Source organism: Flavobacterium sp. LK-23 (assembly GCF_058135255.1).
Genome location: NZ_JBYUVT010000013.1, coordinates 1 through 19,340, shown reverse-complemented (window position 1 = coordinate 19,340; position 19,340 = coordinate 1). Strand labels below are relative to the sequence as shown.

General features: G+C 34.4%; 15 protein-coding genes. 4 read left to right on the top strand and 11 right to left on the bottom strand.

The features are described 5' to 3' along the window. Positions 1 to 11: 11 nt before the first annotated feature. The 8 genes from AC3Y25_RS17495 to AC3Y25_RS17460 all read right to left on the bottom strand — a co-directional run bounded on the left by AC3Y25_RS17495 (position 12) and on the right by AC3Y25_RS17460 (position 7,838). Positions 12 to 1,052 carry a cupin domain-containing protein gene (locus tag AC3Y25_RS17495; protein WP_250836278.1) on the bottom strand — a complete coding sequence of 347 codons (1,041 nt, stop codon included), beginning with the start codon at positions 1,050 to 1,052 and terminating at the stop codon, positions 12 to 14. 245 nt (positions 1,053 to 1,297) lie between these two features. After that, positions 1,298 to 1,849: a putative antibiotic biosynthesis monooxygenase gene (locus AC3Y25_RS17490; protein WP_427874003.1), complete on the bottom strand. Its 552-nt coding sequence runs from the start codon at positions 1,847 to 1,849 to the stop codon at positions 1,298 to 1,300. A gap of 45 nt (positions 1,850 to 1,894) precedes the next feature. Further along, a complete protein-coding gene (locus tag AC3Y25_RS17485; RefSeq protein ID WP_489903612.1) occupies positions 1,895 to 2,863 on the bottom strand; it encodes an NAD(P)H-quinone oxidoreductase in 969 nt (322 codons plus the stop codon). Between the two features lie 11 nt (positions 2,864 to 2,874). Then, a complete protein-coding gene (locus AC3Y25_RS17480) occupies positions 2,875 to 3,306 on the bottom strand; it encodes a lipocalin-like domain-containing protein (RefSeq protein ID WP_379800189.1) in 432 nt (143 codons plus the stop codon). Between the two features lie 50 nt (positions 3,307 to 3,356). After that, positions 3,357 to 3,914 (bottom strand): hypothetical protein, encoded by a 558-nt coding sequence (locus tag AC3Y25_RS17475; RefSeq protein ID WP_111289319.1) that lies wholly within the window; start codon positions 3,912 to 3,914, stop codon positions 3,357 to 3,359. 422 nt (positions 3,915 to 4,336) lie between these two features. Continuing rightward, the gene (locus AC3Y25_RS17470; protein ID WP_489903611.1) at positions 4,337 to 6,544 is read right to left on the bottom strand and encodes an ATP-binding protein; all 2,208 of its coding nucleotides are present in this window, start codon (positions 6,542 to 6,544) and stop codon (positions 4,337 to 4,339) included. 78 nt (positions 6,545 to 6,622) lie between these two features. Further along, positions 6,623 to 7,318 (bottom strand): LytR/AlgR family response regulator transcription factor, encoded by a 696-nt coding sequence (locus tag AC3Y25_RS17465; RefSeq protein WP_111289323.1) that lies wholly within the window; start codon positions 7,316 to 7,318, stop codon positions 6,623 to 6,625. Positions 7,319 to 7,364: 46 nt separating this feature from the next. Then, complete coding sequence (locus AC3Y25_RS17460) at positions 7,365 to 7,838, bottom strand: Dps family protein (RefSeq protein WP_489903610.1); 474 nt, start codon at positions 7,836 to 7,838, stop codon at positions 7,365 to 7,367. Between the two features lie 325 nt (positions 7,839 to 8,163). On the opposite strand from AC3Y25_RS17460, the gene AC3Y25_RS17455 reads away from it, so the two are divergent. Then, the gene (locus AC3Y25_RS17455) at positions 8,164 to 11,421 is read left to right on the top strand and encodes an AsmA family protein (RefSeq protein ID WP_489903609.1); all 3,258 of its coding nucleotides are present in this window, start codon (positions 8,164 to 8,166) and stop codon (positions 11,419 to 11,421) included. A 44-nt stretch (positions 11,422 to 11,465) separates the two neighbouring features. On the opposite strand, the gene AC3Y25_RS17450 is transcribed toward AC3Y25_RS17455, so the two are convergent. Both AC3Y25_RS17450 and AC3Y25_RS17445 read right to left on the bottom strand, forming a co-directional pair. Beyond that, a complete protein-coding gene (locus AC3Y25_RS17450) occupies positions 11,466 to 12,071 on the bottom strand; it encodes an NAD(P)-binding domain-containing protein (protein WP_489903608.1) in 606 nt (201 codons plus the stop codon). 184 nt (positions 12,072 to 12,255) lie between these two features. Beyond that, positions 12,256 to 13,542, bottom strand: a complete 1,287-nt coding sequence (locus AC3Y25_RS17445) for a hypothetical protein (RefSeq protein WP_489903607.1) — start codon at positions 13,540 to 13,542, stop codon at positions 12,256 to 12,258. Positions 13,543 to 13,848: 306 nt separating this feature from the next. On the opposite strand from AC3Y25_RS17445, the gene AC3Y25_RS17440 reads away from it, so the two are divergent. Beyond that, entirely contained in the window at positions 13,849 to 14,490 is a 642-nt protein-coding gene (locus tag AC3Y25_RS17440) for a hypothetical protein (protein ID WP_489903606.1), read from the top strand. Between the two features lie 257 nt (positions 14,491 to 14,747). Here AC3Y25_RS17440 and AC3Y25_RS17435 read toward each other — a convergent pair whose 3' ends face one another. Continuing rightward, the gene (locus AC3Y25_RS17435; RefSeq protein WP_489903605.1) at positions 14,748 to 16,154 is read right to left on the bottom strand and encodes an alkaline phosphatase; all 1,407 of its coding nucleotides are present in this window, start codon (positions 16,152 to 16,154) and stop codon (positions 14,748 to 14,750) included. 222 nt (positions 16,155 to 16,376) lie between these two features. On the opposite strand from AC3Y25_RS17435, the gene AC3Y25_RS17430 reads away from it, so the two are divergent. Both AC3Y25_RS17430 and AC3Y25_RS17425 read left to right on the top strand, forming a co-directional pair. After that, on the top strand, positions 16,377 to 17,735 hold the full coding sequence (locus tag AC3Y25_RS17430) for a DUF3108 domain-containing protein (RefSeq protein ID WP_489903604.1): 1,359 nt from the start codon (positions 16,377 to 16,379) through the stop codon (positions 17,733 to 17,735). 430 nt (positions 17,736 to 18,165) lie between these two features. Further along, positions 18,166 to 18,822 (top strand): outer membrane beta-barrel protein, encoded by a 657-nt coding sequence (locus tag AC3Y25_RS17425; protein WP_427873993.1) that lies wholly within the window; start codon positions 18,166 to 18,168, stop codon positions 18,820 to 18,822. The last annotated feature ends 518 nt before the right edge of the window (positions 18,823 to 19,340 follow it).

The following is a 19,340-nucleotide window of genomic DNA, read 5'->3' as shown; positions in this document are numbered from 1 at the left end:
AATACTTATGATTACGGTTGAATAAACAATTTGTTTTTAGGAAATTTTTCAATTTCGCCTTCTTCCAAACCAAAATTGGTTACCACCACATCTTTCGGGTTTCCAGCAAGCCATTCGCTTAAATCAATAGATTGATAAGTACCACTGTTAAACCCAATTAAAATTTTGCAAACTGTATTTCCAGTATTTTTAATGTAATGTCCCGCACCCATTGGCACATAACCGACATCTCCAGCGTTGAACTGTTCGGTAACAACTGTGCTTTCTGCTAAGAAAACAGACATTTCGGCTTGACCAGAAATATAATATTGCCATTCATCAGCATTGGGATGCCAGTGCATTTCTCTTAAAGCGCCTGGCTGTAATTCTATAATAGATCCCGCCATTGTGGTACTGATAGGGAATTCTTTGCTTGTTACCAATCGTTGCAAACCGCCACCTGGAATTATTCTAGGTTGTTGAGAATGCAGAGGATAACGGTGTAAATTGGTCAATTCAATATCTGATTCTTCTGGTCGTGAAGCGGCAGTAAATGATAATTCGTCAGGAACAATTCCAGCTGCGAAATAGGCTTCTTTTTGAGGTAATGCGGCCACTTCTTCCAAAGTAATTCCCAAGTTTTGAGCAACAATTTCTGGAGGCATGCAGGATACAAAATCGGTAACGCTGAAAGTATGATCTTCAGAAAAATTACCATTATCAAAGATTAGAATAAAATGACATTCTTCTGTTCCTGTTGCTTGGATTGAATGTCCGTATCCTTTTGGAAAATACCAAACATCGCCTGGTTCAAAATTATCAGTGTAGCTTTTACCATTCGGATGAATAATCGTGGTGCGAACCGTTCCTGAAATAACATAAGCCCATTCTGCTGCATTTGCGTGCCAGTGTAATTCGCGCATACTTCCTGGCTGTAATCTCATGGAAACTCCTGCGATGCCAATAGAAGCTGGAAAATCTTTAACAGAAGCTCCTCTTGTTGTTCCGCCGTCATTGGTGCGTGGTTCTTTTTTTTCTAGTTCGTATTTGAAACTTAATAATTCGGTAGTCATAATAATAGCTTTTTGATGATTAATTGTATTGGTTTTTAATTCTATTGTAAAGCTATTGAAGATATATGCTGAGTATAGTTTGAATTCGTTAGATGGGCAAAATGAGTCGTTGAATTTAGTAAGAGAAACTTTAGGAATAATTTGAAGCTTTCTGATTGTAGAGGATTTGTTTTTTTAGAGTTTAAACCAAAAAAAATCACTGCAAACTACAGTGATTTTTGATTTTATAATGAGGGAAGTTTTAATTATTTATAAAGCCATTTTTTGATCAGTTTGGTATAATTGGGCATTACAACAAATACCATTAAAAAGACTATGATACCCGAAATTATTAATCCATCAAAATAATGATTTGACGGTACTTTCAAAAATCTCAAAAAGGGGAGTGCCAATAAAGGAATTAAAAGGGACAATGGATAAATAGCAGACCATGTTACAAGAAATTGTTTCCAGCGAACAGGAACTTTATTTCCTTCGTTTTCTGCATTAAAAAGAAAATCCAAACCTGATTTTATCTGGTAGTTGTCATTTTTTCTGAATAGTGGATTTGCTTTTTTAATGAGCATTTTGCGGTCTTCCGATTCAATCCAGTATTTAAGGTTTTCAATAGTGTCAAATCGGATAATAACCGTGTAAACAAACGTTAAATGCGGAATTGGCCGTACGATCTGCAAATCGATAAAACCATTGGAGTGTTTGGTAATGGGAACAATTTCATCCAGCCATTTTTCATATTCCTGTTCTTTTCCATCCAAAATATGATGCGTAATAACAACAGATGCGCCTTGATTTTCCATATTACTATTTATTTTTGGTTGAGGTTTAAGTTTTATTCGGACTAATTATCGAACTAAAATAATTTTACCCGTATGACTGCCATCTTCTAATAATCGATGTGCATCAGGAGCTTCGGTGAAAGGAAAGATTTTAAAAATAATCGGTTTGAATTTTTTTGAGTCGATTAATGGCCAAACGTTTTTCTGCACTTCTTTGGCTAGCTGTTTTTTAAAATCATAGTCTCGGCTTCTTAAGGTGCTTCCGGTAATTGTTAAACGTTTAATCATTACTTTCCAAATATCAAGATCTACATGGCTGCCGCTTACCGCATTAATATGAACTAATCTGCCTTCGGGTTTTAGGATGTTTACATTTTTACTCAGGTAATTACCGCCAATCATATCTAAGATGACATCGACTCCTTCTTCCTGCAAAACGGTTTCGAAATCTTGGGTTTTGTAATTGATATAAGATGCAGCGCCAAGATCGAGACATTTTTGGCCTTTTTCATCAGATCCTACTGTTACAATTACACGAATGCCAAGAGAATGGGCAATTTGGATTCCTGTAATGCCAATGCCACTATTACCGCCGTGAATCAAAAGAGTTTCTCCAGATTTTAGGTTTCCTCTCTGAAAAACATTTGACCACACTGTAAAAACTGTTTCAGGCAAACTTGCTGCTTCGGCAAAAGTCAGTCCAGCTGGAATTGGCAGGCATTGACCTTCCCGAACGCTAACATATTCTGCATAACCACTGCCAGCGAGAATAGCACAGACTTGATCACCAATTTTTAAATCGGTAACATCTGGTCCGCATTCGACTACAATTCCAGAAACTTCCAAACCAGGAATTTCAGACGAAACTCCAGCTGGTGCAGGATAATTCCCTTCACGCTGGAAGATATCAGAGCGGTTTAAACCTGCTGCTTTAACTTCTATTAACACTTTGTCTCCGCTTACTTCTGGAGTTGGATATTCCTGCAGTTTCAGTACATCTGGAGCTCCAAATTGAGTTATAACTATTGCTTTCATGTAGTTTGTGATTAGTGGTTTTTATTGGATTGTTCCATTCTTTTCCAAGTAAGTTTATGAATAACCCAACGTGAATTGTTTATAAATGGTTTCTCTGTTTCTAAATGAAGCAATCCATCTTTAAAAAGAACTTTTCTGCTTTGTGTCTCATTTCTCCAATTTTCAAAAAGTGAAACAGACATAGTATGGCTGACTATTTGTTTTTCATCATCAGTTTTGAAGGGACCAGAATAGGCGAGATAAGGAGGACTGTCTTTTGTATCAGAATGTTCAAAATCAGTATTCATTATTTGTGCTGACATATAGCCGTCACTGTTGTAAATAATAATGCCTTTTGGTTTGGTTCCCATCGGATTTGTAATTTTTCCTTCCCCTAAAGGTACTTCAATCAATTCAACTAATGTCCAAGAGCCGATTAGTATTTCAAATAAATTATTTTTCATAATACTCAAAATAATAAGAGCGCACATTGGTGCGCTCGATTTCTATACTATTAAAAAGGCTGATTGTATTTGCCAGTTAATGCTTTGTTTTCTATGCTTTTAGCAAAGTTAGGAGTTTCTTCATGATTGTGTGCATCAGAAGCAGCTTGTCTTGAAGCAGCAGCGCCAGCTAGATCTACTCCATGTTCTTTCAAGTATTCAAACATTTCTGGTGTTGCAGTTGCATGAATCTCATTGGTGTAAAGGCAAGTATTTTCATCAATTTTGGTTACTTTAAGTTCCCATAAAACCTGAACTTTAGTACGTCCGTTTTTAGTAATAGAATCTGAGATAGACAACATACGGCAATAATCTGGACGATGAACTGTCGCCACATAATGCTGCACCATTAAAGCATCGCCAATTGTTTCTACATTAATAGACATAGGTTCGCCTTCATACGTGCTGGTAATTCCCGCACCAATATGCTGAGTGGAACAACGTTGGTATTCTGCATCAGGAAGGTTTAAAAGCCAGTCTGCAATATTTACTTTTTCAATAGGAGCATTAATAACTGCAGTTACTGCTGAATGTGATAATGCGTTTTCTTTGGTTTGGATGATTTCCATGATTTCTTGGTTTTAAATGTTTAACTGAAGTAAATTTACTGCCTTACATTTGTGTAGCATTCCACTATTCATCGAATGGGCAAAAACACTCGTTTAAATAGCGAAATCAATCGTTTGTTGTTATCATAGATCTGTATTTAATACGTTTCCCGAGGTTGAAACCTCGGGCTATGTTTTAAAATTGGAACGAAAAATCATCTCAATATGGGTAAACAATAGCCAGTGGTTTCAACCACTGGGACACAACGATAATTACGCCTACAATCATTAATGTATGATTATTTAAATGGGCATTTTATACAGCTATATTTTAAAATGAAAAAAAACAAAAAAGACCGTCTTTTACAGACAGTCTTTCAATTGAATAATATATAGTAAGATGGTTTTTCTTGAATGTAAAACGAGCTCTTGTCTTATTTATTTCACAGTGATTCTAAAAAAACTTTAGCTTCTAAGAGAGACGAATTCAAAATCTTTTCGACATCATTTAAAATCTGCTGTAAAGTTGCATTTTGTTCTGTAGCCAATTCAAGAATATCAAGTTTTTCTTCTAAAAGAGGCAATAGTCCCATTATAGCAGCACTTGATTGCAAGTCATGTGCTCTAAGTTTCACCATTTTAAAATCTTGATTTTGATAAGCCACGATAAGCTGTTCCAAATGTAGCGGGACATTGTCAATAAACTGTTTGGTCACAGTTTGTTCAAACGCTTTACTGCCAGCGCTTACCGATTGCATATACGAAAGATCAATATGTTGAAAAACAGGATCAGATTGTATAATGTTTGTTTCTTCAGAATTTGATTCTTTCAGTCCAAAAGCAGCAATCAGTTTAAAAAGTTCTTCCTCTTTTATAGGTTTTGAAATGTATTCGTTCATTCCTCGGCTCAAACATCTTTCTCTTTCGCCAGGCAGGGCATGTGCTGTCATGGCAATTATGGGAATATCTAGTTTTAAGATTTCTCTAATTTGCTGAACAGCCGTATATCCATCCATTTGTGGCATTTGTAAATCCATTAATACCAGATCACAATCTTTTTTGCTTAAATATTCTACTGCTTCCAAACCGTTAGAAGCTATTTCAAAATCAACATTCCATTGAGAAAGCAAATGTTTCATTAAACTTTGATTGATCGCGTTGTCATCTACAACTAAAACTCTCAAAGCGGTATTTGAGATATCTTTAAAGTGGTTAATATTGGCAATAGGTTTAGAATTGAGCTGTTCTTTAGCAATATCATACGGAATATAAAAGCTAAAGGTTGTTCCTTTTCCTTGTTCACTTTTTACTTCAATATCACCGTTTTGCAATAAAATCAGTTTTTTTACTATTGATAATCCGAGGCCAGTCCCACCATAATTTCGAGTGGTAGAATCTTCACCTTGATTAAATCTTTCAAAGACTTCATTTAGCTTTTCTTTATCAATTCCAATTCCCGTGTCCGTAATTTTAAAGCCCACAATAACCTTATCTTCATGTTGGAGTTTGTTACAGACCTCAATGTTTACAGATCCCTGATGGGTAAATTTTATGGCATTTCCAATGAGGTTGACCAATATTTGAGTTAATCTGGTGGCATCACCAATTAAAGTATCAGGAATCGAATTATCGACTTTACTGGAAATCGTTAGTTTTTTTTCTTTTACACGTTCTGAAAAAAGCGTTTCAACCGAATCCAATAATCCGTTGATGCTGAATATTCCAGGCGTAATGCGCATCATTCCAGCCTCAATTTTAGATAAATCGAGTATGTCATTAATAATGGTCATTAAATTTTCGCCCGAACGCTGAATAGAACTCACAAATTCTGCGGAAGTTTCATCCAAAGGTCTTTTCTGTAATAAATTGGTAAATCCTAAAATACCACTAAGCGGCGTTCTGATTTCATGACTCATATTAGCCAGAAAATTTTCTTTAGTCTGAGCAGCGATCGATGCTTTTTTTTCTGCAATATCCAATTCTTTAATCAGAAAATGTTGTCTTCTAAATTGGCGCATAATATGATACCCTATAACAGCACCACTCAAAACTAGTAAAACTAATAGTGAAATGTCATAAAGTTTTGCTCTTTGGCCCATTTCCAGACTTAGATTTCGCAACTCAACCATGCGCAATTGGCGCTTACGGTAAATCTTTGCTGTAATATCGGTAATCTCATTGGAAATTATTCTGGCTCTAGGATTGGCAATAGAGCTATCATCATCCATATTTCCTAAAGAATCAAAACGATGCAGGAGTTTTCCTTTTGTGACCATTTTATCCTGAGCCAAAACTCCGAGTCTTTGTATTAATCTTTCCTCTTCGGGATCGGCATTATCTACAGAAAGCGAATCGAGAAAATTTCTAATTTGCCTAATTTTTTGATCAATTCCTTCTAAATGTGTGGTGTCATTAGTAGCGATCGAAGCTCGAATTCTGCTTTCGACACCCAAAATATCGCGGTCAATTTCTCTTAAATGATTGCTGGAACGCAATTCGTTTAAAAGGGTATTATTATTTCGTATGAGTTCTTTAGTATTTTGAGCCGAATTAATTTGTACAGCAATCAATAATATACTGCATAAAATAAAACTGCTGATTATAAAATAACTAAAGCGTTTGTTACCCATTACGGTAGACGTATTTATCATATAAATAAGTGTAAATGAAATTGTATGATCTTAATTCAATAAGATAGCATTCTAGTTTACGCAGCAGAAAAAAGACATTTAGAAAACATTCATCCTAGTGTTAAGCGCTTTTCTGTAAGCATCTGCAACAGGAATAAATTTTTTGTTAATCATAATGCCTCCGTCTTGTAAAGTGTCAATTTTACCAATAGAAACAATATAAGAACGATGTACCCTAATGAAATCATCTTTTGGCAGACGTTCTTCGGCAGTTTTCATTTTGCCGTGAATGGCAAACATTTTTTCTTTGGTGTAAAACTTTACATAATCTCCCATTGCTTCAGCATAAAAAATATCATCTAGTTTTAGTCGTCTGGTAATATTAGAATCTCTAACGAATAAAAATTCTTCCTTACCAAATTGTATATTCTCTTTTCTGCTCTCAATGATAGACTGTGCTTTACTTACTGCCTGTAAAAATCGGGCAGGAGTAACTGGTTTTAGAATATAATCTGCAATATTCAATTCAAATGCCTCCAGCGCGTATTCCTTTTTAGAAGATGTAAAAATGATGATGATATCTTTACCTGAGAGATTTTTTGTCAGCTCAATTCCTGTCATCTCGGGCATTTCAATATCCAAAAAAATTAAATCTACCTGATTTTCCTGTAAATGATGATACGCTTCAATGGCGTTAGAATATTCATTTACAACAGTAAGATTCGGAATTTGTTTTGCCAAATGAGATAAAGTAGTTCTTGCAATATCATTGTCATCAACAATTAACGCTTTCATGGTATTTGGTTTTTGGTTTAGACAAATATACTTATTCCTTGTTATTTTATCTAAAGTAAGAGCGTATCATCCATGCCATTTCTTCATGAGTTTCTATTAAACCAGTAATAAAATCGCTTGAACCATAATCTTTGTAGTCATCAGCAAAAGGAGTAATGTTGCCACGAATAAATTCAATGATGCTTTCATGGTCTTGCAATAGATCTTTCATAAATCCTAAACCATCGTTTGTTCTTTCACTGTATTCTGTAAGATGCGTCAATTCAAGATAGGACTTTAAGGTTGCTGGTGCGTAGTGACCAATTTTGCGCATACGTTCAGCAACGCTGTCAATGATTTCATCTAGTTGTTTGTACTGATTTTCAAAGAAGATGTGATTCGCATGAAAATTATCGCCTGTAACATTCCAGTGTGCGTTTCTGGTTTTGGTGTAAAGTACAAATTCATCTGCTAACAGTTTTGCTAATTCGTTAGAAACAGCGTTTGTGTTTTTTTCTGTAATACCAATGGTTGCTTTCATAATCGTAAGTTTTTAAGTTATAAGCTCTGCAGCTTTGTTTTCTGATGTAAAGGTCATTAGAAATTGCCTGTGGAGCATATGATTTTAGGTAAACAGGCAAAATGAGTCGTTGAAATCTAGAACTTGCTCTGTGAGCCTAATTAATTTAACAAAATCTACTTTCGCACATTTATCTTTTTAATTCATATTGATTATTCGAGCAAATAGGACTAAGAAGTCTCAATAAAATTTTTAATTGTTATTTTTGAGTTAATATCTCCATCAAGGTTTTTTCTTGACAGCTAAATCTATATTTTTAAAATCTTAAAACGATACCCCAAAAAAAATGACTAAGAAGTTCTTAAAGAAAACGGCAATAAGTATTGCGACATTATTTCTACTTTTAATACTTGTGCTTACAATTGTTCCGTATGTTTTTAAAGACGAAATAACGGCGAAATTAGAAAGTATAGCCAATGAGAAACTAGATGCCGAAGTACGTTTTGATCAGATAGGACTTTCCGTTTTTAAACATTTTCCGGCATTGACCATTTATGCTAAAAATGTTAGTGTAATGAGCAAAAAGAAACAGTTTGAAGCTGTAAGCATTGTAAAGGCAGGAAGAGTATCTGCAGGTCTGAATTTTTACAGTTTATTGAAGGGAAAGATTGTTTTAGATGCCGTATATCTTGATGAAGCAGATTTAAATCTTGAAATAGATTCTAAAGGAAACGCCAATTTTAATATTGTCAAACCTTCTAAATCTGCAGATACAACAAAGACAGAATTTAATATTAAGAAGGTTGTTATTAAGCAAACGAACATATCATACAATGACAGAAGCGCACTTTTAAAATTTAAGGTTCAGGATTTGAACTATAAAGGCAAAGGTGATTTAAGTGCCGATTTATTTGATCTTGATTCTAATGTAAAAATAAAATCATTCGATTTTAGCTTAAACGGTGTTGATTATGTGCGAAAGAAACCCGTCAATGCTGAAATAATCACTTACATAGATGCTAAGGCACTTAAGTTTAAATTTGAGCGTAATGTTATCCGTATTAAAAATTTTCCGTTCTCCTTTAATGGACATTTTGCGTTTATTAAAGGAGGATATGATTTTGATCTGCGTATGCAATCGAAAAACTCTACTTTAGAAGAAATGCTCTCCCTTGTGCCTCCAGCTTACGATAAGTGGCGTGAAGAGATGACCATAAGCGGTAATATTGATTTTAGGATTTTTGCGCGCGGAAGGTATATGCAAGACCTTTCAGAAAAGCCAATTGTTTCTGCTGATTTACAAATTAAAAACGGTAGAATTGCTTATAAAAGAATAAAAGATCCAGTAAAAGATATCAATATATCAGCCAAAGCAGAGGTTAAAGAGTTAGATATTAATAAATTAAAGTTTGATTTAGATAATCTGTCATTTAATCTGGATAACAAGAAAACGACAGTTAATTTTCATTCCGAAGGTTTTAAAAAGCTAAAAATTAAAACGGCTGTAAAAGCCGATTTAGATTTGGCAAAATTAAAAGAAGCCTTAAATCTTAACCAGAATGATATTCGTGGAGATATTGCTTTGGATTTAAAAGCCGACGGTATTTTTTTAAGAGATTTAGGTTTTAGTCCGCGTTTAAATAAAGTAGATACGATCATTAAAAGCATTCCTAAATTTCAGCTGAATCTTAGCCTAAAAAATGGATATCTTCAAAACATAAAGAAAAAAGATGCAATTAAAAATATCAACCTAAATCTAGCGGTAACAGCTAAAGACAGTATTTTAAGAAACGTTTCGGCTAAAATAGAGAATTTGAATGCTGAAGCTCTTGGCAATTATATCCGAGGACGATTCGAACTTCATAAGTTATATCCTTTTACTGTAGATACCGAATTGGAATCTAAAATTAATCTGGCAGAAGTGCACAAATTTTATCCTCTAGACAGTTTAGAAGTTAAAGGAGATTTAAATTTAAAAGTAAGCATGCATGGAATTTTAAACCGCAAACAGAAAAAATATCCATCCTCAAAAGCAGTAGCAAGCATTAAGAATGGATATTTGAAATCACTTAAATTCCCTAATATGCCAGTTGAAAATATAAATCTAAATGCTACGGTCTCAAGTGATAGAGGTACCGGAGAAGATTTAGATGTAAAACTACAGCAAGCGGAATTTGTTCTGGCAGGATCTCCTTTTAAAGTGCAGGGAGAGGTTAGTAATCTTTACGATTTGGTTTACAACATAAAAACTCAGGGAACATTGGATGTTGGTAAATTAACTCAGATATTCCCCATTAAAGATTTGAGCATTTCAGGAGTTATCCAGACGAATCTTATTGCTAAAGGATCCAAAAAAGATATAGATGCGAAAAATTATGAGAATATTAAAAACGGAGGTAAGCTAGAAGCGCGCAATTTAGTGATTAAGAGTGCCATGTTTCCTGAGCCTTTTGAGATTTCTAAAGGGACATTTAAGTTTTTTAAAGATAAAATGCGCTTTGAAGAATTTAATGTCACTTATGGTAAATCTGATATTGTATTAAATGGGTATATCCATAATATTTTAAGGTATGTTTTTAATAGAAAATATCTACGCGAGTCTAACGAAAAGCTCAAAGCAGATATTAATCTATCGAGCAATCAGATTGATGCAAACGAGTTTTTTGATATGATTGCAAAGTATACAGACCAGAAAGCCGAAGAAGAAGTAGCTCAAAAAACAGATTCTATACCTGTAAATGCAGTTGCAAAAAACAGCAATGCAAAGAATAAAAACTACGTAATTAGAATTCCTAGTAGCGCCGATCTAAAAATCGCAGCAAAAGTCAATAATCTTCAATTTGATACTTATAAGATTAAAGATTTTGTTGGAACTCTAGTGGTTAATGATCGTAAAGTTCAGGTAACAGAAGCCGCTTTTAATATGGCAGGAACTAAAATAGCCATGACCGGTGATTATAAAGCCCAGCATCGTCGTTTAGCGAAGTACAATGCAAATTTTAAAGCTAGCAATTTTGATATCCAACGCGCTTATGCTGAGATTCCGATTTTTGCCGAATTGGTAAGTATGGCTAAAGATGCCTATGGATTGGTATCGGTTGATTACCAGCTAGGAGGAAGTATCGATCAGAATATGGATATCGACTTTAAATCTATTGAAGGCGAAGGAACATTGACCTTAGAGGATATTAAATTTAAAAATTTCAAGATTTTAAACCACGTAGCCAAAAAAGCAGATGCTGCCGACTTGGAGAAAGCAACTTTTAATAAAATTGCCATTCATTCGGCCATAAAGAATAATGTAATGACCATAACGCCGACAACCATGAAAATGGCTGGCTTTAGGGCGAAGCTAGAAGGGCAAGTTACTATGGATGGCAAAATAAATGTTGGGTTTCGCGTAGGGTTGCCACCAATGGGACTTATAAATATTCCGATGAAAATTACCGGAACGGCAGATGATTTCGAAATTTCGACCGGTAAGTTTAAAGAAGATGCAACTTTTGCAGAAGAGAGTGAACTGAAAAATTTGCGTCCAGAACGCCGCAGGCCTAGAGAAAAAGATTCTTTGAACACATCACATTCAAATGCTGAAAATCCTTAAGACAATCAGTATTCATTTCGTCTTATAAATCTTCAAGGCAAAAATCAATTTGATTTGTAATGATGCTGATACCAGACATTCAATAAACTGTTTTTCTTATGAAGGAGGACAGTTTTTTGAGATTTTAATCTTGAAGAAAGGTCAAAAGGATCGAACCCGAGGTCTTTTAAAAAAGTCTTGACAGTATTTTTTGAAGGTGTATGGTCGCCTGCAAAATAGATTTCATCTTTGCTTTTGGTTACGAGCGACGTTTTTTGAGGCTGTAGCATTACTGGACTGAAAAGTTTTACCACATAAGCCTTAGGTAGGAGTGAAGCTGTAATCTGAAAAGTAAGGGCGCTAGTAATGCTTGATACGAGAAGTTTTGGATTAAAAATCAGTCCGCTGGTATGAACAATGATCTTGCCCGTCATGTCCGGCAACATTCCAATAGTTTTCTCGAGATCTTCTCTCGGAACAAAAAGTATGATCACATCTCCCATAGCAGCTTCCTGAAGTGAAACCAGCTTAGCATTTCTTATGCTTTCGGTCGTTTGCTGTATGAAGGAGTTACCGCGAGGATGATGAATAAGAATTTCATAACCTGCAAATGAGGCTCTCTGTGCCAGTTCTAGTGTAAGGCTTCCAATGCCAATAATTCCTATATTCATACTTTTATCTTTTTAGTATTGCTTCTATCGAGAATATATACTAAAGTTATTACAAGAATTTGATTTACAGTACAGTATTTCTACCTGTTTTTAAAATTTTTGTAAGCAATGGAAGTTTTAGCTGCAAAAAAAAAGGAAACAGCTTAGTAGATGTTTCCTTTTAAATTTCTAATATTTAAAAAAATTATTTGCCACTTGATGCAGTAATTTTTCCTAGCTGAAGTCTAAAGTCAGGTCTTTTTGCATTATAAATGTCAACAAAAGTTTCTTTGTTGTCGGTTTGTGAATACACATTTGAAAATATAGTATTGCCATACCAGTTTTCTAAATCAGAGTTGTCGGCTTTATTTTCTGTAAAGATATTACCTGTACACTGGTTGAAAAACATTTCTTCAATTTTGATTTTCTTTAAGTTCTCACCATTTACTACTGTCTGGCTATCTAGTAAAACCGCTGGATTGAATCCAGAAACCACGCTTCTTTTAAGCTCTAGAGCAGCGTTGTCAGCTACGTAAACAGCTTCTTTTATAAGACCAGCCTGAACGTCAGCTTTGATATTTTCACTATCATTTATAAGAGTAAGGTTTGATGCAGAAACGAAAGTAGATTTTCTTGTAAAGTCTGTTTCACTTTTCTTTTCATAGGCTTTCACTTCTAAACATCTAGAACCATCTCTGTTACTTGACAAATAAGAAGATCTAACTGCCAATGAATTATATAGACGGCATTGCGTTCCTTGCGTCATTTTGAAATCATCGTTTATAGATTTGTACGAAACCAATTGAGAAGCATTAAGATCTCCTCCATAAAAAGCAAATGAATCACCTCCTGAGAAGCTCACCATAATGTTTTCCAATACCGTTTTGTTTCCAGCTCCTGCAACAGTTAGTCCATTAAAACTATCTGCTCCTTTTACTTTTCGGCCTGCAAATTCAATACGAATAAATTTTAATACTCCAGAGCTGCTAGCTGCATTGTCTCCTCCATATGCAGTAAGAGAAGGGTCAAGATCCATGGTATAAGATCCAGCTCCACCAAATTTATTGATAGGTGCATCTCCTAAGACTACAACACCACCCCAGTCGCCCGCTTTTTTCATGCTAGCGTTTGAAGTGAAGATGATAGGATCAGTTTCCTGTCCCTCTGCAATAATTTTGGCTCCTTTTGTTATAATAAGAGTTCCTTTGCTTGCAGCATCGCCAATAATTACCGTACCTGGATCAATAGTCAGAACGGCGTTATTTGTTACATATACATTTCCTTGAAGGATGTACACGTTTTTCTTCATCAGTTTGGTGTTCTGTGTGATATTTCCAGCCAGTATTTGGTTGGCATCTTTAGACTCCGTTTTCTGCGGTTTGAATTCTGTCCAGTTGTCCAGCCAGTTCGCATATCCGATAATTCCCTTTTCCTGCTGTGCGTTCACGCCTGCGGCAAGTAGCAGACAGATCATTAGAGTAATTTTTTTCATAGTCTTTGGGGCTATTTGTAATGGTATTTTTTTTGGCTCTTTTAAAACTGATTATAAAGTCTTTTTGCTTTGTAATAGCTGGAGATAAATATCTGATCAGCGACTAAAAGGAGATTTTAAATCTTTTTTCTGAAGAGCTTCTAACAAAAATAAGCAAAAAGATCAGACTTTGCAGGGCTTTACTAATATTTAACATTTGTTGAAGCTAAGCTTAATGTACGTAAGGTCTTTCATCCTTCAATATTAATTAAAGTTTGATTTTTTTAAGTTAAAAGCAATACATTTGATTTTATTCGAATTATAAAAATGGGACTAGATTACGATTATAGAATATATATTAAGAGAGAAAGGCTTAATAGAGCTTTACAATTCATTTATGAGCATTCAGAAAAAGAGAGAGCATCATTTGAAATAAGCAACAATCAGCTGTACAAAATTGACCGCTATGCTAATGGAGAAATATCCAAAACCTTACTTGAAAACTTAGGAATAAACCAACGGGTAGATACTTGTATTTTAGTAGAAGAGGATCAGACGATAATAGAGTATTATCTGTATGATTTGACTCAAAATTATACACCCGATTCTGCTGATGAGTCTGACTTTATTGATTTTTACAAAGGCGTAGAGGGTAAATGGTGGATAGGTAATGTTGAAATTTACATTAATGACTATTCTTCAAAAATAGAGGATTGTATCGAGCTTCAATTTTGGGCTGTTACTAGTAGCATGAGTCGACTTTTTGCTAAATCAAAATCAATTGACAAATACTTTAAAGAGTTTTGCAGAGCTACAGAAGCAGATTATGGTTGTATTTATATGGAAGACAGTGGATACAGACTTATATGGGCAAAGGGGAAAGAATACAATCTGACAGTACCGATTCTCTGGAATAGTTTTGAAGAACATGGGTTTGTAAAAGTAATCGGTGATGTTTTAAAACTATAAAACATTTGGTGATAATGCTGAAAATTAATCTTTACTTGCATTTGTATAAGATTGTAACGTTAAACAAAATTAAATGGGAGTTGTAAATTTAGAATTAATGTTTCTCGCTAACAGGCATTAGCAAATCCTTTTATGGAAGAAGAATAAAATTGATTATTACGAAAGTGACAAAAAGCTTCAAATGTCTAAGAAGCTTTTTGTTTTTAATATTATTTCGTTAATAAAGTTTGTGCCCAATAATACTTTGAATTTTCTATTTAAGATTCCTTTTCAATAGAAGCTTGAAGCATTAGATAATGAAGATCTTTATTCTGTACAAAAGGCTTCAATAGTTCGCTTCCAGGGCCATACATAGCCAATTCAACATAATCTCCAGAATGATCCATACTGATCCATCCTACATTATTATGCTTTTTCTGAATTTCTGAATAGGCTTTAAAAGGTAACTTTTTATAATTATACAGACCATCTTCCTGCTTTTCGAGGCCAGAATAGAAATTCTTTAAATGCTTTGCTTCATCATCTGTCAAGCTAATTTTATTGGTTTCTTTAATCCAATCCTTAATCTGCTGCAGATTGAAATCGGCATGAATAGAATTTAAAATGTACTCGTTGGTGTATTTATAGTCTGCAATGTTGTTAAAGTTTTCTTTTGCATTAGCGCCATAGATAAGTCCCGGATTTGCATTTCCGTGATCGGTTGTAATGATTACAAGGGTTTCTTTGTCTTTTTCGGCAAAATCTATAGCTGTTTTAACCGCCTCGTCAAAAGCGAGCTGGTCATGAATCAGCGCAGAGATATCATTGGCGTGCGCAGCCCAATCTACTTTTCCTCCTTCAATGAGTAATACAAAACCATTTTTATGGTCTTTCATCTGGTCGATTGCTGTAGCACTCATTTGAGCAAGTGTAGGTGTTTTTTGCAATTCTGGTATATTGTTTTGATCGATCGTGTAGGGAAGAGCTCCAGTAGCGAAAACACCTAAAGTTTTTCCTCCTTTTTTAATGTTTTCTAGATCCGATTTTTCTTTTAGTACTTGATAGCCTTTTTCTTCATAGATCTTATAGATATCTTTTTTGTCTTTTCTTTTTGATGGATTGAAGAATTCGTCGCCTCCGCCCATCATAACATCAAATCCAAGTTCAGCATACATTTCGGCAATTTCATTTTCGGCATTTCTGCTGTCCGAGTTCACACAAAACCCTGCCGGAGTGGCGTGAGTAATGGTAACCGTAGTGACGCAACCCGCTTTTTTTCCTGCATTTTTAAACTTTTGCCAGATCGGAAGATATTTTTCGCCATTTGAACCAATATTCAACACGCCATTTCTAACGCGATGCCCGCCTCCAAATGAAGAGCTCGCCGCCGCAGAATCTGTAACTGGAGAACTGGCAGAGGCTGTGTCCATTAAGGCTCTTGAGACTTTATTCTCTTTATAAAGATTAATCCACTCTGTATTTTTGCCTAAAACATGTTGAGAGTAGAGATCCGCCATCTGAAGTGTTCCACAGCTCATTCCGTCGCTGATCAGGAAAATGATGTTCTTTGCTTTTTTTGCTTTCTTACTTATGGCCTCCACATCGTTTGCTAGGATAATTGAAGGGCCAAGGGTGAATAGCCCTGCTAGTACTGAAGAGCCTTTTAAAAATCTGCGTCTGTTCATTAAGATAAATTTAGTGAAAGGTAAAATAAAGACATTTTAAAATTTAACGCAATAATGTTGCGTTAAATTATTGTTTTGTTTTGATCTGAAAATGTTATAAGAAATAGATATTTAGATTTTGGAACGGAACTAAAGGTTATTCCAATGGGAAATTACCATGAAATCAGGTATTTTATTTTGTATATGATGTCTGTAAATTTGTTCCCAATCAAAATAATCACAATGAAAGCCAATATTCCAAATAGTATTACATCAAAAAGAGATGTTTTTTTTAAAAATGAGAAATCCAGTTTGTTAAAACAGCTTTTTTATGTACTGTTTCTGCTTCCATTTATGACAGTGGGACAAAAAGCACTTGTTCCTGGCGGTAAAGACATCAATACAAAGTATATTAAGCCAGAAAAATCACTCTACACTGTTTATTATGTTAAAGGTACAGAGTGGAAGAATATGGGGGCATTGACTTATGATATTACTTTGACTAATAACCAACTGACGTTGAATAATACTTTTACCCCAAAAGACAACGGAGCTCCTACAACGCGTATTAGTACAGGAGATGCGCAAACGCTTAGAGCTATAAGTTATGCTGATGAGACTAAGAACGCAAAATTAAATCTGAACTTTGCTGAAATCATTACGGGTAATTACTATTCTAAGAAAACTAAAAAAGACAAAAAATTAAAGCTTCAGCCTAAAGAAGAATATTTTGACTTCAATTGGTCCGATCATTTAATTACGACTTTACCATTAGATGTAGGGTATAAAGCACGTTTTCCGCAGTTTTATTATAATGATGGGTCAGATGTGCTTGTTGAATATTATACTATTAAAGAAGTAAAAAGTTTTGTCTACAATTCTCCGAGAACAGGTAAGCACGAGACATGGCTTGTTTCAGTTTTGGAAGAGAGCACCAACGCTACTTATAATTATGCTATAGACAAAAAAGATCATCGCCTATGGCAACGTGAAATGTCTATGGCTAATGGAATGTGGGAAATTACAGTTAACGAAGAATTAGATTATCAGCCTATTAAAAACAAGTTTAACAAGGAAGAAGTTGCAAAGCAAATCTCCAATGGTAATAGTGTTATAATTGGAACAGCGTATGCAAGATCTGACTCAGGTAAAAGGTTGGGCGGGTTGGTGAATACTGCTAAAAAACAATATGCGCCAAGGGGTACGGAAATTACACTTTTTCCAAGTTCGGCTTATTATGAGGAATGGGTAGAGGTCAACAAGAAAATTCGCAAGCAAAATAAGATGCCAGAAGTGCCTTTGAATAGTGATTTTGGCTATTCTATCAAAAAAACTAAAGTTTATGACGATCAAGGACATTTCGAGTTTATGGATTTAATGCCAGGGACTTATATTGTTATGGTTAGTTTTGATTTTACCAACTCTTACAATTATTCATACGTATCTGGATATACAAATTACTATAATTATTATGGATACCAAGGTTCTTCAACAAATTATGGTACAGCAAAACAATCTTATTCTGATAAAGCCAATATTGAGAAAAGGGTGACTATAGATAAGGATGGCGATAAAAAAGAGGTGAATTTGAAAGAGATTTAATTGAATAGCTAAGCAGTAAAATAAGGAATCGCAGCTGAAAAGATTTTCCATTATATATGAATAGATAGAATTGAGGAAAGATTAAAAAAAAAAGAAACAGATTGTAGTTGTGCTATAATCTGTTTCTTTTTTTTATGAATAAATATCTTGTTTATAAAGTAAGGTAAGCAGTATATTATTCGATATAATTATAGAATACTTATGCTTTGTGGCAGCGGTTGAGTCCTAGTTTAGGAAAAGTGAGTTTAAAAAAAATGGTTTCATTTTATAATTTGCAACATGATAAAACTTGTTTTATTATGTTAAAATGTTTTTGTAAGATAACTTTGAGACGAGTTAATAGATTATGAAGATTACAAGGGCTACATCATGAAAAATCCCCGAATGTAGCCGCCATGCAAACAATAATTATAAATTAAATCTTGAAATTATGAAAAAGTATCATTTGTTAGTTGTCGTTTTTTTCTTTTCGCTGGGAATGTCAGCACAAAGCGCCCAGTCATTTTTACTTAATTTGTATGGAGGGTATACCTTTTCTGATAGGGTAGACTTTGATTCCTCTTACGCAAAAGTAGAAGATGGTTTTGAATATGGTATAGGTTTGGAATATTTTATAATGGATAATGCTTCAGTAGAATTAAAGTATAACAGACTTGATACAAATATGCCTTTGTATACAAAGGTTGCTATAATTAATGGGCCTAACACTATTCCTGCAGGAACTCAGCTTAATGCTGGAGATGATAAAGGTGCTATCAATTATATATTAGCTGATTATACGTATTATTTTGGATCAAGCTCGCAAAAGGCGCTTCCATTTCTAGGAGCAGGTTTAGGAGTTGCTATTCTAGAAACACCAAAGAGCGGTAGCGGAACTTATTTTGCATGGGAAATTAAGGCTGGTGTAAAAGTAAAAACGAATTCACCATTGTCAATTAATCTAAATGCTTATCTGCAATCAATGTCAGCGGCTGTAGGATATGATTATTATTGGGACTATTATTGGGGGCCAGTAGCAGTTACTGATTATGCATCAACATTTCAATTTGGACTTGGTGCCGTGCTTAGTTACGATTTCAGCAAATAATAATTGTTTTAATAAATTGTTTAAAACAGCCTGAGAATTTCTCAGGCTGTTTTATTTATGTTAGTTAAGTGTTGCTTTCGCTGGGTATTCGAGTGATTTATTAATAAATTTATAGTAGTTACAGGAAAGTCATTTCCTGAAAAGACAAAGAAAGTAGCTTTGTTCAAGCTGTATATTTGATAAAAACGGATTTTATCAGGTTCTATATTTGCTTAAAAAGCTTTAAAGTAAGAAAAAGCTTTATTCGAGTAAAGAAATTTTTAAATTTAAATATTGTGTTATCAGTTAGTTAGGAAAAATATAGAAAAAAGTTAGAAAAAAACTCATTCAGAATGCTTGGAAATCTAAATAAAGGTTCTACATTTGCACCCCGCAAAACACGGAAAGTTCATTGATAGATTGGAAGGGAAATTAGAGAAAACGGGATTGAAAATATCTCAAAAAAAAACTTTAAATTTTTCTTGCAGGAAACAAAAAGAAGTTTTAGTTTTGCACCCGCTTTGAAACACAGGCGAAAC

What these genes read in the sequence shown, in the direction of transcription:
- AC3Y25_RS17495 (WP_250836278.1), bottom strand. Translation starts at nt 1,052, where the DNA reads ATGACTACCGAATTATTAAGTTTCAAATACGAACTAGAAAAAAAAGAA.
- AC3Y25_RS17490 (WP_427874003.1), bottom strand. Translation starts at nt 1,849, where the DNA reads ATGGAAAATCAAGGCGCATCTGTTGTTATTACGCATCATATTTTGGAT.
- AC3Y25_RS17485 (WP_489903612.1), bottom strand. Translation starts at nt 2,863, where the DNA reads ATGAAAGCAATAGTTATAACTCAATTTGGAGCTCCAGATGTACTGAAA.
- AC3Y25_RS17480 (WP_379800189.1), bottom strand. Translation starts at nt 3,306, where the DNA reads ATGAAAAATAATTTATTTGAAATACTAATCGGCTCTTGGACATTAGTT.
- AC3Y25_RS17475 (WP_111289319.1), bottom strand. Translation starts at nt 3,914, where the DNA reads ATGGAAATCATCCAAACCAAAGAAAACGCATTATCACATTCAGCAGTA.
- AC3Y25_RS17470 (WP_489903611.1), bottom strand. Translation starts at nt 6,544, where the DNA reads ATGATAAATACGTCTACCGTAATGGGTAACAAACGCTTTAGTTATTTT.
- AC3Y25_RS17465 (WP_111289323.1), bottom strand. Translation starts at nt 7,318, where the DNA reads ATGAAAGCGTTAATTGTTGATGACAATGATATTGCAAGAACTACTTTA.
- AC3Y25_RS17460 (WP_489903610.1), bottom strand. Translation starts at nt 7,838, where the DNA reads ATGAAAGCAACCATTGGTATTACAGAAAAAAACACAAACGCTGTTTCT.
- AC3Y25_RS17455 (WP_489903609.1), top strand. Translation starts at nt 8,164, where the DNA reads ATGACTAAGAAGTTCTTAAAGAAAACGGCAATAAGTATTGCGACATTA.
- AC3Y25_RS17450 (WP_489903608.1), bottom strand. Translation starts at nt 12,071, where the DNA reads ATGAATATAGGAATTATTGGCATTGGAAGCCTTACACTAGAACTGGCA.
- AC3Y25_RS17445 (WP_489903607.1), bottom strand. Translation starts at nt 13,542, where the DNA reads ATGAAAAAAATTACTCTAATGATCTGTCTGCTACTTGCCGCAGGCGTG.
- AC3Y25_RS17440 (WP_489903606.1), top strand. Translation starts at nt 13,849, where the DNA reads ATGGGACTAGATTACGATTATAGAATATATATTAAGAGAGAAAGGCTT.
- AC3Y25_RS17435 (WP_489903605.1), bottom strand. Translation starts at nt 16,154, where the DNA reads ATGAACAGACGCAGATTTTTAAAAGGCTCTTCAGTACTAGCAGGGCTA.
- AC3Y25_RS17430 (WP_489903604.1), top strand. Translation starts at nt 16,377, where the DNA reads ATGAAAGCCAATATTCCAAATAGTATTACATCAAAAAGAGATGTTTTT.
- AC3Y25_RS17425 (WP_427873993.1), top strand. Translation starts at nt 18,166, where the DNA reads ATGAAAAAGTATCATTTGTTAGTTGTCGTTTTTTTCTTTTCGCTGGGA.